This window comes from Methylocystis sp. SC2 (assembly GCF_000304315.1).
Taxonomy (GTDB): Bacteria; Pseudomonadota; Alphaproteobacteria; order Rhizobiales; family Beijerinckiaceae; genus Methylocystis.
Map to the genome: position 1 here is coordinate 989,509 of NC_018485.1, position 14,119 is coordinate 1,003,627.

Genomic DNA, 14,119 nt, shown 5'->3' on the forward strand with positions numbered 1-14,119 from the left:
GAGCCGTAATGCGGCCGATGCAAAAGAACGCGAGACGTTAATGGGAGCCTATATCGCCCGCCGCGTGCTGCTGATGATCCCGACGATCCTTGGCATCATGCTTATCTCTTTCGTCATCGTGCAGTTCGCGCCGGGCGGTCCTGTGGAGCGCATCATCGCGCAACTGCAGGGCTTCGACGTCGGCGCGACCGGACGCTTTTCCGGCGGGGGCGGCGACGTCGGACAGGGCGGCGCAAGCCAGACCGGAACGATGGCCGCCGAAACCGCCTCGAAATATCGCGGCGCGCAGGGGCTCGACCCGAAATTCATCGCGGAGCTCGAAAAGCAGTTCGGCTTCGACAAGCCGGCGTGGGAGCGATTCCTGCTGATGGTGAAGAATTATGCGATGTTCGATTTCGGGCGCAGCTATTTTCGCGACGAGAGCGTCCTCAAGCTGATCGGGGAGAAGCTTCCCGTCTCGATTTCGCTCGGCCTCTGGATGACGCTTCTCTCCTATTCGATTTCAATTCCGCTCGGCATCGCCAAAGCGGTGCGCGATGGAACGAAATTCGACATGTGGACGTCCAACGCCATCATCGTCGGCTACGCCATTCCGAGTTTTCTTTTTGCGATGCTGCTGATCGTGCTCTTCGCTGGCGGCTCCTTCTGGCAGATCTTCCCGTTGCGCGGCCTGATCTCGGACGATTTCTGGCAGCTGTCGCTGTTCGACAAGGTGAAGGACTATCTCTGGCACATCATACTGCCCGTCTCCGCGATGACGCTGGGGGCCTTCGCGACGCAGACCTTTCTGACAAAGAACTCTTTTCTCGACGAGATCCGCAAGCAATATGTGCAGACGGCGCGCATGAAGGGACTGACGGAGCGGCGCGTGCTCTATGGACATGTGTTTCGCAACGCGATGCTGATCGTCATCGCCGGCTTTCCCGGCGCCTTCGTGCATGCCTTTCTCACCGGCTCGGTGCTGATCGAGACGATCTTTTCGCTTGATGGACTGGGCTATTTGTCTTTCGAGAGCATCGTCAATCGCGACTATCCGGTCGTCTTCGCCAACCTCTACATCTTCGCGCTTCTCGGACTTGTGGTGAATCTCATTTCCGATCTCACCTATACCTGGATCGATCCGCGCATCGATTTCGAAACGCGCGAGGTATGACGGTGAGCGCAGCAGCCGACGCCGAAACGCATCTCGCCCCGCCGCTTCATCGCGAGGGCTGGCTGCGGCTCACGCCGCTCGACCGGCGACGCCTCGACAGTTTCAAGGCGAACAAGCGCGGCTATTGGTCGTTCTGGGTCTTCATGACGCTGTTCATCATGGCGCTCGGCTCGAATTTCCTGGCGAACGACCGGCCGATTCTGGCCTGGTACAAGGGCCAATTGCTGTTCCCCGCCTTCGTGTCCTATCCGGAAGACAAATTCGGCGGCTTCCTGGCCCGCACCGATTATCGCGATCCTGTCATCGCCGACGAAATCAAAGCGCATGGCTGGATGCTCTGGCCGCCGATTCGCTTTTCCTATGACACGCATAATCTGGAGTTGCCGACGCCCGCGCCCTCGCCGCCGACCTGGATGCTGACGCAGCAGCAATGCGAGGTCGCCGCGGCGAAAGGTCTACGGCCCGGCGAGATCAATCGCGGCTGCGCCGCGCTGGAATATAATTGGCTCGGCACCGACGATCAGGGCCGCGACGTCGTCGCGCGACTGCTTTATGGATTCCGCATCTCGGTGCTGTTCGGACTGATCCTGGCGACGATCTCCTCGATCGTCGGCGTCGCCGCGGGGGCGATACAGGGCTATTTCGGCGGGCGCGTCGATCTCGTGTTCCAACGCTTCATCGAGGTTTGGTCGTCGCTGCCGCAGCTCTATCTGCTCATCATCATTTCATCCTTCCTGACGCCCGGCTTTTTCGTGCTGCTCGGCATCCTGTTGCTCTTCTCCTGGGTGTCGCTGGTGCATGTCGTTCGCGCCGAGTTCCTGCGCGCGCGCAACTTCGAATATGTCAACGCGGCGCGCGCGCTTGGGCTGAGCAATTTCAAGATTATCGTCAAGCACCTGCTGCCGAACGCCACCGTGGCGACGCTGACCTTCCTGCCCTTCATTCTCAACTCATCGATCACCACGCTCACGGCGCTGGACTTTCTGGGGTTTGGCCTGCCGCCGGGCTCGCCCTCGCTCGGCGAACTGTTGCTGCAGGCGAAATCCAATCTCCAGGCCCCATGGCTGGGACTGACCGGCTTTGCGATCATTGCGCTGATGCTGTCGCTTCTGGTCTTTGTCGGCGAAGCGGTCCGCGACGCCTTCGACCCGAGGAAGAATTTCCGGTGACGGCGTGGTAGATTGCAGGCGGAGCATCACGATGAACAGAATTGTGCGTGAACATTATCCGGCGGCCAACCTTCCCGAGGAACTAAGGGACGGCATCGATTCGAACGCCACCGTGACGATAACCGTCGAGATCGAACCCCCGCCTGAGCAGATTCTCTCTTTGGAGGAAATGTTTGCGCTTCGACGCGATGTGTTTATGTCAATTCGCGACGTCGACGAACACGTCAGCGCCATGAGAGACGAGTGGAGCCACTAGCAAAGTGCGCGCCCCGCCAGTCTATATCGACACCAATGTGTTTATCATTGGCTTCGAGTCGCCCCTTGAGCTGGCCGCGCCCGTACAAAAGTTGCTCCTTGCAATACGTGAAAGGCCGCTTTCGGCCGTAACAAGCGAACTCACGCTCGCAGAGTTGTTGGCGCCGGTCATCCGCCCACAGGCTCTGGTCCCGAGCCAAAGGCGGCGTCTATACCTCGATCTTCTTACTGGGAGTCGACTTGTCGAACTGAGGCCAGTGACTCGAGATATCCTCATCCAAACAGCTGAATTGAGAGAAGCGACGCCCTGTAAGCTACCTGATGCGATCCACGTCACAACGGCTGTTCAAGCCAAGTGCGGATTTTTCCTCTCCAAGGATAGGCGAATGCGACTTCCGCCAGGCATGATTCAAGTGGGGCCCGACCATTCTGGCGTTGATCGCATCCTAGCGGCTTCGTCGCAATTATCGTGATGCCAACGATGTCCCCTCCCCTCCTCAACATTCGCGATCTCTCCGTCACTTTTCGACAAGGCGGGCACGAGACCAAGGCGGTCGATCGCGTCTCCTTCTCCCTTGAGCGGGGAAAGACGCTGGCGCTCGTCGGCGAATCCGGCTCTGGCAAGTCGATCAGCGCTCTGTCGATCGTACGCCTGCTTCCTCCTGGCGCGATCGCGTCCGGCGAGGCGCTGTTCGACGGCAAGAATATGCTCACGATCGACGACAATCGTCTGCGCGCCATTCGTGGCGCGGGCATCACAATGGTGTTCCAGGAGCCGATGACCTCGCTCAATCCGCTGCACATGATCGAGCGGCAGATTGCGGAGATTCTCGAACTGCACGGCATGCGCGGCGAAGACGCGGTTCGGAACCGAGTCATTGAGCTTCTGGGTGAAGTCGGCATCCCTGATCCTCAGGCGCGACTGAGCGCCTACCCGCATCAGCTCTCGGGCGGCCAGCGTCAGCGCGTCATGATCGCCATGGCGCTCGCCAACAAGCCAGACCTGCTCATCGCCGACGAGCCGACGACAGCGCTCGACGTCACGGTTCAGGCGCAGATTCTCGCGCTGCTGGAGCGGCTTCAAAAAACCTACGGCATGGCGATGCTGTTCATCACCCATGACCTGCGGCTCGTGCGCCGTTTCGCCGATACGGTCTGCGTGATGCAGAATGGCCGCATCGTCGAGCAGGGCGAGGTGGGAGAGGTCTTCACATCGCCGCAGCATCCCTACACCAAGGCGCTGCTCACGGCGGAGCCCAAGGGCGCGCCGATTATCGAAAACGAGGAAGCGCCCGTCGTCGCATCGGCCGAGCAACTGCGCGTCTGGTTTCCGATCCGCCGCGGCTTCATGCGTCGGATCGTCGGCCATGTGAAGGCGGTGGACGGCGTCACTCTTTCAGTGCGCGAGGGCGCCACCGTCGGCGTCGTCGGCGAGTCGGGCTCCGGCAAGACGACGCTGGCGCTGGCGATGCTGCGGCTCATTCGTTCGGAAGGGCCGATCGTTTTCCTGGGCCAGCGCATCGACGGCAAGAGCGTCGACGCCATGCGTCCGCTTCGCCGCGACATGCAAATCGTCTTTCAGGACCCTTACGGCTCGCTCTCGCCGCGCATGTCGGTCGCGGACATCGTCGCCGAAGGACTGACCGTTCAGCGGCCCGAACTTACGCTCAATCAGCGCCGCGAGATCGTTGCGCGCGCGCTGCAGGAAACCGGGCTCGATCCATCGACGATGGACCGCTACCCGCATGAATTTTCCGGCGGCCAACGGCAGCGCATCGCCATCGCCCGCGCCATCGTGCTCGAACCGAAATTCGTCGTGCTCGACGAGCCGACCTCGGCGCTCGACATGTCCGTGCAGGCACAGATCATCGATCTCTTGCGCGACCTGCAGCGTCGCCGCTCGCTCGCCTATCTTTTCATCAGTCACGATCTGCGCGTCGTGAAGGCGCTCGCCGCACATCTCATCGTCATGCGCTATGGCAAGGTCGTCGAGGAAGGGCCGGCGAGCCAGGTGTTTTCCCAGCCCAAGAGCGAGTATACGCGCGCGCTCTTCGCCGCGGCCTTTCGCAACGAGGCGGCGCCGGTTCCGGGCAATTCAGTCTGACCAAGCGAGTGGAATTGAAATTTTTTTCGTAGCTTTAGGGTGAATTCGCTACTGTCGGAAGGCGCCATAATGAGAGCGCCACACCGTGAAAACGTCTCCGCAGCCGCCGCCGCTTGTGGAGCCGCCGGCCCGCCATGACGCGAAGGCGGCGAAGCACATACTAATTCGTCCCGCCGAGGACGCGATGCAGGCCGAATTCTTACGGCACGGCGTTTGGACGGGATATGATGCTCAAAGACACGGGGCGACCGCGCCCCCTTCAGGTTGGAGCTTGAGCCGTGACCATTTTGCTTGAACAGGCCCTCGCCAAGGTGCGGGCGTTGCCCGACGCCGCACAGGACGAACTTGCGCGGCTTCTCTTGCAGCTTGCGGGCGAGGATCAAGCGCCGATCCAATTGACGCCGGAGGAGGAGCGCGACCTCGACGCAGCCTTGGCCGAGGCCGAACGCGGCGAGCTTGTATCGCATGAAGAGGTTGAGGCCATTTTGGCCAAATATGCGTGAGGACGCTTCGCTATACCCCGCGATCCGTCGCGCAGATCGACAGGGCGCTTGCCTATGTCGCGGCGGAATCGCCTCGGGGCGCGAGCAATATTCGGGCGCGGGTTTTGACCATCTTGACCATGCTGCGCGAGCGGCCAGCCGCCGGACGCCCGACGAGCCGCGCGCTCGTGCGGCGCGTCGTCGTCACGCCCTATCCCTATGTGTTGGATTACCGCGTAACCGCGACCGAAATTGTCGTCTTGCGGTTTCGTCCCGCCGCACGGCGTCCGCCTAATTGAGCGCGAGGCCGCATCATGACGATGGCCGCCGCTGAAACGCACCCGCGCCATTCCAGCGCCGTCACGATCCAGCAAAAAAACAATTGTATTATTCCGACTCTTGGCGGCGCCGAGTTTTATTGTGAATCTATAAGTTTTTATCCAAGATGTGGAATAGTAAATACGAGGAACTAAAACAAATCCGCGCGGGCTTGCTTGGGGGCAATTCAGTCGACGGGAAATGACCCTGGAATTGGTGTCTCTGTGGTTGAGCGTGGAGCTGCGCGGCTCGGATCGCGGAAGGCGACGACAGTGACGCGCTGGGTCAAGACGACTTCGTCGCGCTGATTATAGGTCGCCATATCCATGGAAACGAAGCCGCGATCGGCATAGCGCCGCGGATGCACGATCCGCGTGACCTCGGCCTCGACGCGCAAGGAGTCGCCTGGCCGCACCGGAAATTTCCAGGCGATATGCGCCTCGACGCCGACGAGCCCACCTGCAAAGGGCGGATCGGCGGACTCGATGAGAAGCTTTATGCTCAGCGCGCCGGTTTGCCAGCCGCTGGCGACAAGCCCGCCGAACATGCTGTCTTTCGCGGCTTCTTCGTCGAGATGAAAATACTGCGGATCATTGTCGCGCGCGAAGCGAATGATGTCTTGCGCGCTGATCGTGACGCTCTTTGAACGCAGGCGATGACCCACGCGAAGGTCGTCGAGATAAAGTTTCTTGGCCATGCCTAAGCTTCTTTCGGCAAGCGTTTCACGCTGGTCACCGGCCCGCCGCCCGCCGCCTCATTGCGCGCGCGCACGACGTCGAACGGCTCGCTCGTCACCTGCATATGCGTGGCGTTGGCGTGAAGCAGCGTCGCGGCGTCGCGCATGACGCCGACATGCCCCTTCCAGAAGACGATGTCGCCGCGCATCAGCGGGGCGCCGGGCGCGAGCGGCGCGCCGAGCGCGGCCTCCTGCATATCCGTGTCGCGCGGCGCTTTGATCCCCGCCATCAGCAGCGACACCTGCACGAGCCCTGAACAGTCGACGCCAATCCAGGATTTGCCGCCCCAGAGATAGGGCGCGCCTAGAAGCGTCTCGGCCACGGCGACGAAGTCGGGCGCTTTCGCCTCGCGCGGCACGAGATGTTTGCGATAGATGAATCCGAGCTCCGGCGTCACGCCAAAGCCGCCGCGCTCCTCGGTGATCGCGACTTCGGCGCCGAGCGGCAGCGCGTTGAGCGGCGGCAATTTGATGTTCGGACCGGGATAAATGAAGGTTCGCGGAACGCAGATTCGATGCGTCGGCGCGCTCAATTCGCGCCACAGCGTATTCGCCGCGATCCAACCGACATAATTATCGCGCGCTAGTTGCGCCCACGCCCAGCCTTCCTCTTCGTCATAGACGGTGACGCGCTCGCCGTAGATCGCCTGAGTGTCGACGGCGGCGTCGGGACGTGGTTCGCGCCGAAGGTCGACGACGCAGTCCCTGACCTCCATCGCGACGCCCTCCACATAGCGGTCGGCGCTCACGCGTCCCTTGAGATAGGCGGCCGCGACTTCGGGGCGCGCGGGCGTCAGCCGCCGGTCAAACTCTTCGCTCACGGCTTCGCCTTCCTCTGCTCGGCGCGCGCCTCGATCAATCCATAAAGCAGGCGCGCGGCCTGCACCTCGCCGCCTTCCGGGCGGCCGGGCTTCGTCGAGGGGTTCCAGCAGTAGACGTCGAAATGCGCCCAGCGCTTGGGATCCGCCACGAAGCGCCTCAGGAACAGCGCGGCGGTGATCGATCCGGCGAAGGAGCCGCTGGCGACATTGACCAGATCGGAGATCTTGCCGTCGAGACCGCTGTCGTAATTGTCCCAGAGAGGCATCCGCCACACCGGATCGTTCACCGCGGCGGCCTGCCCGCCGATCTCTTGGGCAAGCGCGTCATCGCCGGTATAGAAGGGCGGAATCTCAGGACCGAGCGCGACGCGCGCGGCGCCCGTCAACGTCGCGAAATCGAACAGCAGATCGGACGGCGTTTCGCTCGCATAGGCGAGCGCATCGGCGAGAATGAGCCTGCCCTCGGCGTCGGTGTTGCCGACTTCGACGCTCAGCCCTTTGCGGCTGCGGTAAACGTCGCTGGTTCGAAACGCCGACGCCGAGATCGAATTCTCGACGATCGGCAGCAGCACGCGCAACCGGACCGGCGCATTGCCGTCAAGCAGCATCGCCGCAAGCGACAGGGTCGTCGCGGCGCCGCCCATGTCCTTCTTCATCAGCGCCATCGCGCTCGAAGGCTTGATGTCGAGACCGCCCGTATCGAAGCAGACCCCCTTGCCGACGAGCGTGACGCGCAGACCGTCCTCCGGGCCGTGCTCAAATTCGACGAGCCTCGGCGCCTCCGCAGCCGCGCGCCCGACGGCGTGAATCAAGGGGAAGTTTTCCGCGAGCAAGGCGTCGCCGACAATGACGCGAGTCTTGGCGCCATGTTTCGCGCCGAGAGCGAGCGCCGCTTCGGCGAGCGCCTCCGGCCCCATGTCGTTGGTCGGCGTATTCACGAGATCGCGCCCGAGGGCGACGGCGCTGGCGATGCGCTCGACGCGCGCGCGGTCGACGCCCTGCGGCGCGCACAGACGCGGAGCTTCGCTCTTTCGCGCCTTGTAGCGCGAGAAGAAATAGGTCGACAGAAGGAACGCCAGCGCCGCCTCTCCCGGCGCGTCGACGCCATCGCCAAACCGGTAGAGACCCTTGGGCAGCGCAGTCGCGAGCTTTCCGGCAAAGAACGGATCGCGCGCCTTTGGCGCCCTGCCCTCCGCGCCAAAATAGACGCGCGGCGCGCCGTCGGCGTCCGGCGCGATCAGAAGCGAGCCGGGCTTCGCCTCGAATCCCGCAAGCTCCGCGAGACGCGCCGCAGGCTCAGGAAGCTTCACGCGGCGTTCGGGCCAGTCTTCCTTGTTAACGAAATCGATGGGGGTCGCCTCGGGCGACCCGTCTTCAAGCTTCATCCGCTTCCGCCGCTTTCTGCGCTCCCGACGATCGGCTTCTACCTCTACCGGGCGCCCGCATCACACAAAAGGGAAAGATCGCACATCTCAAGCGGCGCGGCGGGCGAAGCCGGCGAGCCGCGCCCGCATCAGCCGCCAATGTACGCATAGTGTACAAAACTTAGCCGCCTGGCGCCTCACGACTGCCCAGGCCCCAACTCGACGGCACGACGTAAAACGATTATTTTCTGCGCAAAATGGCATGCCAATTGCTGAGACAATGCTCAATTCGCCAACCATGAGGGCATGTCTGCGCAAATGAAGATCATCACGGCGATTATCAAACCCTTCAAGCTGGACGAGGTGCGCGAGGCGCTGACGGAAATCGGCGTGCACGGAATGACCGCGACCGAAGTGAAAGGCTATGGCCGACAGAAGGGCCATGCCGAGATCTATCGCGGCGCCGAATATATCGTCGCATTCCTGCCCAAGGTTAAGATCGACATCGCGCTTCCCGAAGCGCTCGTCGATCGCGCCATTGAGGCGATCAGACTCGCCGCCTACACCGGCCATATCGGCGACGGCAAAATTTTCGTCTCGCCGCTGGAGCGCGCCATGCGCATCCGCACCGGCGAGACCGATTCCGACGCGCTCTGAGCGCGATCTCCCTTCATCGATCAGGACCAGGCATGCACAGCTCGTTGATGCGCGCGGCTACACCATTCGTCGGCGCGAGGATTCCGCGAATCCGTTGGGATCGTTTTGGCGCGGCGCTCGCCGCGATTCTCGTGACTGGCCCTGCTCTCGCCCAGGACGGCGCGAGCAAGATCGACGGCGCCGACACCGCCTTCATGATCGCCGCCACCGCGCTGGTGCTGATGATGACGCTGCCGGGGCTGGCGCTCTTTTACAGCGGCATGGTGCGCAAGAAGAACGTGCTCGCCACCATGGCGCAGAGCCTCATCGCCACCGCGCTCGTCTCGCTGCTGTGGATCGCGGTCGCCTACAGCCTCGCCTTCAGCGGCGAGGGCGCCTATATCGGCGACGCGTCGCGGACGCTTCTCGCCGGGATCGGGCTCGACACGGTGAGCCCCTTCGCCAAGACGATCCCCGAAATCCTGTTCATGCTCTATCAGATGACCTTCGCGGTGATCACCTGCGCGCTGGTCGCCGGCTCCGTCGCCGAGCGCATGAAATTCTCGGCCTTCATGCTGTTTTGCGCGCTGTGGCTGTTCATCGTCTATGTGCCTTCCGCGCATTGGGTCTGGGGCGGCGGATTTCTGCAGAAGCTGGGACTTCTCGATTTCGCCGGCGGGACGGTCGTGCACATCAATGCGGGCGTCGCCGGGTTGGTGTGCGCGCTCGTGCTCGGCAATCGCGTCGGGTTCGGACGCGAAAATCTCTCGCCCTTTGATCTCTCGCTCGCCGTCGTCGGGACGGGGCTGCTCTGGGTCGGCTGGTTCGGCTTCAACGGCGGCTCGGCGCTCGCCGCCAATTCCCGCGCGGTCTTCGCGATCGCGGCGACGCATCTCGCCGCCTGCGCGGGCGCGCTGGTGTGGAGCGGGCTGGAGTGGCTCCAGCGCGGCAAGCCGTCGGTGCTTGGCGTCATCTCGGGCGCCATCGCGGGACTTGGCACGATCACGCCGGCCTCGGGCTATGTCCTGCCCTGGCACGGCGTTGTCATTGGCTTGATCGCCGGCGGCGTCTGCTATTGGTTCTGCACCGTCGCGAAATACAAATTTCGCTACGACGACACGCTCGATGTTTTCGGCGTGCATGGCGTGGGCGGCATTATGGGCACGCTGCTCGCCGGCGTCTTCGCCACCCGCGCGATCACGGCTTCGGAAAGCGATCCGGGCGTCGCAGGCCTGTTGGAAGGCGATCCGCATCAGCTTTACGTGCAGGCGATCGGCGTTCTCGTCACGATCGCCTGGGGCGTGATCGGCACTTTGGCGACGCTGAAAATCGTCTCCATGATCACGCCGCTCCGCGTGACTTACGACGACGAACGCGAGGGTCTCGACATCGCGCTGCATGGCGAAGCGCTGCATCAGTAGCGAACCGCTGGAACTCAGGTCTCCTATGCGTCATGGCCGGGCCTGTCCCGGCCATTTTCGATACTCGCCGAACGGCTCGAGTCGAATCGCTTCCGCCAAAACGCTCGCATCCATTTCTTCGATGGTCTTGGCGAGGCCATCATAGCAAAGCATCCCGACAACATCATCGACACACGTCGTCTTCAAAACCGACGCCTCGGCAAACGCGCCATTCTCGGTCGGCTCGTCATGGCCGGGCTTGCCCCGGCCATCACGGATGGTAGTTGAATTTGCCCAGATTTCTAAGCCCGCGCGCTCCGCAATCTGCTTTTCGATGAAACCCTGCGCCAGCTCTTTTCGTCGGCGAACGTGAAGCCTGCGCCGCGAACGCACGTATACGGTATTATTTTACCACCACGCGCTACATGCGAGTTTTTAAAGCTTCCCGGAACTTCGGCAGCCCAAAAACCGCTTGACCCCTGCTGCCCCATCCCCTATCCACACCCATCCGAACACACCGTTCACACGGAATTCCCATCTCATGTTTGGCAAGACCTATTCGGCGAAGCCCGCCGACATCGAAAAGAAATGGGTGCTGATCGACGCCTCCGGGCTCATCGTCGGCCGCCTCGCCTCGATCATCGCGCTGCGTCTGCGCGGCAAGCACAAGGCGACGTTCACCCCGCATATGGACGACGGCGACAACATCATCGTCATCAACGCCGAAAAGGTGGTCCTGACCGGCCGCAAGCGCGACCAGAAGGTCTATCACCACCACACCGGCTTTCCCGGCGGCATCAAGGAACGTTCGGCGAAGTTCCTTCTCGAAGGGCGCTTCCCGGAGCGAGTCCTGGAGAAGGCCGTGCAGCGCATGCTGCCGCGCGGCCCCCTGGGCCGCAAGCAGCTCGGCAATCTGCGCGTCTACAAGGGCGCCGAACATCCGCATGAGGCGCAGAGCCCACAGACGCTCGACGTCGCCGCCCTGAACGTCAAGAATAGCCGGAGCGCCTGATCATGGCCGAGACCACCCTTTCCTCGCTTTCCGACCTTCAGGGAAGCGTCGCCACGGCGCCCGAGTCGCCGCGCTATGTGCAGAAGCTCGACAAGCAGGGCCGCGCCTATGCGACCGGCAAGCGCAAAAACGCCGTCGCGCGCGTCTGGATCAAGCCGGGCCCCGGCAAGATCACCGTCAACGGCCGCGACGTCGAAGTCTATTTCGCCCGTCCGGTGCTGCGCATGATTCTGGCTCAGCCCTTCGGCGTCACCAAGCGCACGGGTCAATATGACATCGTCGTTACGGTCGCCGGGGGCGGACTTTCGGGTCAGGCCGGCGCGGTGCGCCACGGCCTCGCCAAGGCGTTGACCGCTTACGAGCCGGAGCTGCGTTCCGCGCTCAAGAAGGAAGGCTTTCTCACGCGCGACTCCCGCGTCGTGGAGCGCAAGAAATACGGCAAGCGCAAAGCCCGCCGCAGCTTCCAGTTCTCGAAGCGCTAAGCTTCGCGGTCTTTACGGCAACCAGTTGCAAAGCGGCGCTTCGGCGCCGCTTTTGTTTTGATCAGTAGACGCAGATCTTGAAGTCGTCGCCGACCCAGCAGGCGGGATCGGTTTTGGAGCGCTTCGCCTCTCCCCAGCGGGAGTTGATCCCGTCGCGAGTCAGTCCTCGCACTTCAGCAACGCCCGGCGACGTGACGAAAACGCTGACCACCGTCGCGCCGTTGAATGCGCGTTTTCCGGCTGGCGTAATCGAAAAGCTGCCGCGATCTTCAGCCGAAAAATCGCACGCGCCGTTATAGGCCGGCGCGCCGTTGCTGGCGATGACGCATCTCGCGGGTCTGGCGATCGCCTCCGCGAGCAGGATCTGCTGCGTCATGAGGAAAGACGCGATCCAAACAGCAATTCTCTTCATGAAAGTCTCCCGTCTAGCGTCCGCCGCAGGCGTCAAACTCAATCAACCATCGTCGAACGCCATAGTTCAATGCGGCGGTCATTCGAGATCCGACTCCCCATGCCGTTCGTGCAGGCCCGCAACGCCAAGGAGGCCCACGCCGGCGCCGAAGATGAGATAGAAGGCGGGCGCGACGGGCGTGTCGAAAAAGCCGATCAACCACGCGACGATAAACGGGGCGAAGCCGCCAAAGATCATCACGGCGAGATTGTAGGGGATCGCAAGGCCCGCGGAACGCGTATGCGTGGGAAACTGCTCCGCGAGCGCCGTCGAAAACGCCCCGCAGACGCCCGACATCATGACGCAGAAGGCTATTTGCGCCAACGCCAGCGCCAAAACCGACCGTTCGGCCTGAAGCCAGACGTAGAGAGGATAAGCGCACAGCAGAAGCAAACCATTCGACGCCAGCAGCAGCGGCCGACGGCCGACGAGGTCGGAGAAAACGCCCATCAACGGCGTCAGCGCCATCAGCAGCAGGAGCGCGGGCGCCTGGGCGAGGAAGGATTGTTCAAGCGTCAATCCCATCTCGGTCTTTGCGTAGGTCGGCATATAGACGAGGATCACGTAGAATGAGATGGTCGTGCCGATCGTGGCGACGAAACAGACGAGCAGCCTCTCGCCGCGCCGGCGGATCAGATCGACAAACGCCTCCCGCGCGCCGCACGCCCTTGCCGTCGCCTTGAATGCCGGCGTTTCGTCGAGATGGCGTCGGACATAGAGTCCGACGGGACCAATCAGCAGGCCCGCGAAAAACGGCAGCCGCCACGCCCATTCATTCACCGCATCGACCGAGAAAACGCTCGTCACGACGATGCCCGCCAGCGTCGCGAGCAGGATCGAAAGCGCCTGCCCAAATACTTGCAGCGAGCCATAGAAACCACGTCGGCCTCGGGGCGCCATTTCGATGAGAAAGCAGGTCGAGCTGGAGTATTCTCCGCCGGTCGCAAATCCCTGCAGCAAGCGGCCGGCGACGATCAGCAGAGGGGCGGAAACGCCGATCTTCGCGTAGGTCGGCGTGAGCGCGATGACAGCCACCGCGGCGGTCATCGCGAATATGACGAGTTGCAGCGCCGCCTTTCGTCCTTTCCGATCCGCGTAAAATCCGAAGAAGAGGCCGCCGAGCGGACGCGTGCAGAAGCCCGCGCCAAAAGTCGCGAACGCCAGCAAGAGAGCGGCCGTCTCATCTCTGCTTGGAAAGAACGCCTGCGCCAGAACCGAAGCAAAAAAGCCGTAGACGACGAAATCATACCATTCGAGCGCATTCCCGATCACGGCGGCCGCGATCTGTTTGGGCGCTGGCGCTCTCGCCTGGCGCATGTTCTGGCGCATATCCATGCAAATTCTCGATTGTCCGCGCGTGGCGTCTTCGCAATCGCAAGCCACGGCCGCTAGAGGGCGTCCCGGTCACATGAAATCACGCAATCGATAAGGAAGCGCCCAAAACCGCAATGTCGGAGCAGGTTCTCATCGAAAAAATCTGTCAGTTTTTTCGGAATCGGCTTGTCTGATGATGAGGGTTGTTGGGGATGACGGCGCGCGCGCCCTTGGCGGCGATGATGCGACGCAAGCGATCGGCGATGGCGGCGTCGACGATCAGATATGCGACGTCCGGATCATCAGACTTCGCCTCGAAAAAATCGCGACCAGCCCCCTTGCGCGCAGGATCCACGGCGCCCTCCGCTCCAACGCCACGTCGGTCAAAACCAGTCGTTCCATCACATCCAAGGCCGCCTCGC

General features: G+C 62.5%; 18 protein-coding genes. 11 read left to right on the forward strand and 7 right to left on the reverse strand.

The window, feature by feature from the left end:
- Positions 1 to 40: 40 nt before the first annotated feature.
- From BN69_RS04660 to BN69_RS04690, 7 genes are all read left to right on the forward strand, one after another.
- Positions 41 to 1,153 carry a microcin C ABC transporter permease YejB gene (locus BN69_RS04660; protein ID WP_014890404.1) on the forward strand — a complete coding sequence of 371 codons (1,113 nt, stop codon included), beginning with the start codon at positions 41 to 43 and terminating at the stop codon, positions 1,151 to 1,153.
- The gene (locus tag BN69_RS04665) at positions 1,150 to 2,322 is read left to right on the forward strand and encodes an ABC transporter permease (RefSeq protein ID WP_014890405.1); all 1,173 of its coding nucleotides are present in this window, start codon (positions 1,150 to 1,152) and stop codon (positions 2,320 to 2,322) included. The genes BN69_RS04660 and BN69_RS04665 overlap by 4 nt, the downstream gene beginning before the upstream one ends.
- Before the next feature lie 31 nt (positions 2,323 to 2,353).
- A complete protein-coding gene (locus BN69_RS04670; protein ID WP_014890406.1) occupies positions 2,354 to 2,578 on the forward strand; it encodes a hypothetical protein in 225 nt (74 codons plus the stop codon).
- A 4-nt stretch (positions 2,579 to 2,582) separates the two neighbouring features.
- Positions 2,583 to 3,050 (forward strand): type II toxin-antitoxin system VapC family toxin, encoded by a 468-nt coding sequence (locus tag BN69_RS20025; protein WP_014890407.1) that lies wholly within the window; start codon positions 2,583 to 2,585, stop codon positions 3,048 to 3,050.
- Positions 3,050 to 4,681, forward strand: coding sequence for an ABC transporter ATP-binding protein (locus tag BN69_RS04680; protein ID WP_014890408.1), 1,632 nt, complete (start codon positions 3,050 to 3,052; stop codon positions 4,679 to 4,681). Before BN69_RS20025 ends, BN69_RS04680 begins: the two co-directional genes overlap by 1 nt.
- A gap of 278 nt (positions 4,682 to 4,959) precedes the next feature.
- Positions 4,960 to 5,184, forward strand: a complete 225-nt coding sequence (locus tag BN69_RS04685) for a hypothetical protein (RefSeq protein ID WP_041926800.1) — start codon at positions 4,960 to 4,962, stop codon at positions 5,182 to 5,184.
- Positions 5,181 to 5,462, forward strand: a complete 282-nt coding sequence (locus BN69_RS04690) for a type II toxin-antitoxin system RelE/ParE family toxin (protein ID WP_014890411.1) — start codon at positions 5,181 to 5,183, stop codon at positions 5,460 to 5,462. The genes BN69_RS04685 and BN69_RS04690 overlap by 4 nt, the downstream gene beginning before the upstream one ends.
- 206 nt (positions 5,463 to 5,668) lie before the next feature.
- On the opposite strand, the gene BN69_RS04695 is transcribed toward BN69_RS04690, so the two are convergent.
- From BN69_RS04695 to BN69_RS04705, 3 genes are read right to left on the reverse strand one after another with little or no spacing between them, the layout of a single operon-like run.
- A complete protein-coding gene (locus BN69_RS04695) occupies positions 5,669 to 6,178 on the reverse strand; it encodes a MaoC/PaaZ C-terminal domain-containing protein (RefSeq protein WP_014890412.1) in 510 nt (169 codons plus the stop codon).
- A 2-nt stretch (positions 6,179 to 6,180) separates the two neighbouring features.
- Positions 6,181 to 7,038 carry a C40 family peptidase gene (locus tag BN69_RS04700; protein ID WP_014890413.1) on the reverse strand — a complete coding sequence of 286 codons (858 nt, stop codon included), beginning with the start codon at positions 7,036 to 7,038 and terminating at the stop codon, positions 6,181 to 6,183.
- Complete coding sequence (locus BN69_RS04705) at positions 7,035 to 8,423, reverse strand: leucyl aminopeptidase family protein (protein ID WP_014890414.1); 1,389 nt, start codon at positions 8,421 to 8,423, stop codon at positions 7,035 to 7,037. The genes BN69_RS04700 and BN69_RS04705 overlap by 4 nt, the downstream gene beginning before the upstream one ends.
- A 285-nt stretch (positions 8,424 to 8,708) precedes the next feature.
- On the opposite strand from BN69_RS04705, the gene BN69_RS04710 reads away from it, so the two are divergent.
- Positions 8,709 to 9,059 carry a P-II family nitrogen regulator gene (locus BN69_RS04710; protein ID WP_275548818.1) on the forward strand — a complete coding sequence of 117 codons (351 nt, stop codon included), beginning with the start codon at positions 8,709 to 8,711 and terminating at the stop codon, positions 9,057 to 9,059.
- A 32-nt stretch (positions 9,060 to 9,091) separates the two neighbouring features.
- Positions 9,092 to 10,459 (forward strand): ammonium transporter, encoded by a 1,368-nt coding sequence (locus tag BN69_RS04715; RefSeq protein WP_083858682.1) that lies wholly within the window; start codon positions 9,092 to 9,094, stop codon positions 10,457 to 10,459.
- A 30-nt stretch (positions 10,460 to 10,489) separates the two neighbouring features.
- On the opposite strand, the gene BN69_RS04720 is transcribed toward BN69_RS04715, so the two are convergent.
- Positions 10,490 to 10,831 carry a hypothetical protein gene (locus BN69_RS04720; protein ID WP_014890417.1) on the reverse strand — a complete coding sequence of 114 codons (342 nt, stop codon included), beginning with the start codon at positions 10,829 to 10,831 and terminating at the stop codon, positions 10,490 to 10,492.
- Between the two features lie 148 nt (positions 10,832 to 10,979).
- Here BN69_RS04720 and rplM point away from each other — a divergent pair, with 148 nt between their 5' ends.
- Positions 10,980 to 11,450 carry a 50S ribosomal protein L13 gene (rplM, locus tag BN69_RS04725; protein ID WP_014890418.1) on the forward strand — a complete coding sequence of 157 codons (471 nt, stop codon included), beginning with the start codon at positions 10,980 to 10,982 and terminating at the stop codon, positions 11,448 to 11,450.
- Between the two features lie 2 nt (positions 11,451 to 11,452).
- Positions 11,453 to 11,932 carry a 30S ribosomal protein S9 gene (rpsI, locus tag BN69_RS04730; RefSeq protein ID WP_014890419.1) on the forward strand — a complete coding sequence of 160 codons (480 nt, stop codon included), beginning with the start codon at positions 11,453 to 11,455 and terminating at the stop codon, positions 11,930 to 11,932.
- 61 nt (positions 11,933 to 11,993) lie between these two features.
- On the opposite strand, the gene BN69_RS04735 is transcribed toward rpsI, so the two are convergent.
- The 3 genes from BN69_RS04735 to BN69_RS04745 all read right to left on the reverse strand — a co-directional run bounded on the left by BN69_RS04735 (position 11,994) and on the right by BN69_RS04745 (position 14,052).
- Complete coding sequence (locus BN69_RS04735; protein ID WP_014890420.1) at positions 11,994 to 12,344, reverse strand: hypothetical protein; 351 nt, start codon at positions 12,342 to 12,344, stop codon at positions 11,994 to 11,996.
- A 78-nt stretch (positions 12,345 to 12,422) separates the two neighbouring features.
- Positions 12,423 to 13,718 (reverse strand): MFS transporter, encoded by a 1,296-nt coding sequence (locus BN69_RS04740; protein ID WP_014890421.1) that lies wholly within the window; start codon positions 13,716 to 13,718, stop codon positions 12,423 to 12,425.
- 145 nt (positions 13,719 to 13,863) lie between these two features.
- Positions 13,864 to 14,052 carry a hypothetical protein gene (locus BN69_RS04745; RefSeq protein ID WP_014890422.1) on the reverse strand — a complete coding sequence of 63 codons (189 nt, stop codon included), beginning with the start codon at positions 14,050 to 14,052 and terminating at the stop codon, positions 13,864 to 13,866.
- Positions 14,053 to 14,119 lie beyond the last annotated feature (67 nt).

Coding starts and splice junctions, on each gene's coding strand:
- BN69_RS04660 (WP_014890404.1), top strand. CDS start 41: ATGGGAGCCTATATCGCCCGCCGCGTGCTGCTGATGATCCCGACGATC.
- BN69_RS04665 (WP_014890405.1), top strand. CDS start 1,150: ATGACGGTGAGCGCAGCAGCCGACGCCGAAACGCATCTCGCCCCGCCG.
- BN69_RS04670 (WP_014890406.1), top strand. CDS start 2,354: ATGAACAGAATTGTGCGTGAACATTATCCGGCGGCCAACCTTCCCGAG.
- BN69_RS04680 (WP_014890408.1), top strand. CDS start 3,050: ATGCCAACGATGTCCCCTCCCCTCCTCAACATTCGCGATCTCTCCGTC.
- BN69_RS04695 (WP_014890412.1), bottom strand. CDS start 6,178: ATGGCCAAGAAACTTTATCTCGACGACCTTCGCGTGGGTCATCGCCTG.
- BN69_RS04705 (WP_014890414.1), bottom strand. CDS start 8,423: ATGAAGCTTGAAGACGGGTCGCCCGAGGCGACCCCCATCGATTTCGTT.
- BN69_RS04710 (WP_275548818.1), top strand. CDS start 8,709: ATGTCTGCGCAAATGAAGATCATCACGGCGATTATCAAACCCTTCAAG.
- BN69_RS04715 (WP_083858682.1), top strand. CDS start 9,092: ATGCACAGCTCGTTGATGCGCGCGGCTACACCATTCGTCGGCGCGAGG.
- rplM (WP_014890418.1), top strand. CDS start 10,980: ATGTTTGGCAAGACCTATTCGGCGAAGCCCGCCGACATCGAAAAGAAA.
- rpsI (WP_014890419.1), top strand. CDS start 11,453: ATGGCCGAGACCACCCTTTCCTCGCTTTCCGACCTTCAGGGAAGCGTC.
- BN69_RS04735 (WP_014890420.1), bottom strand. CDS start 12,344: ATGAAGAGAATTGCTGTTTGGATCGCGTCTTTCCTCATGACGCAGCAG.
- BN69_RS04740 (WP_014890421.1), bottom strand. CDS start 13,718: ATGGATATGCGCCAGAACATGCGCCAGGCGAGAGCGCCAGCGCCCAAA.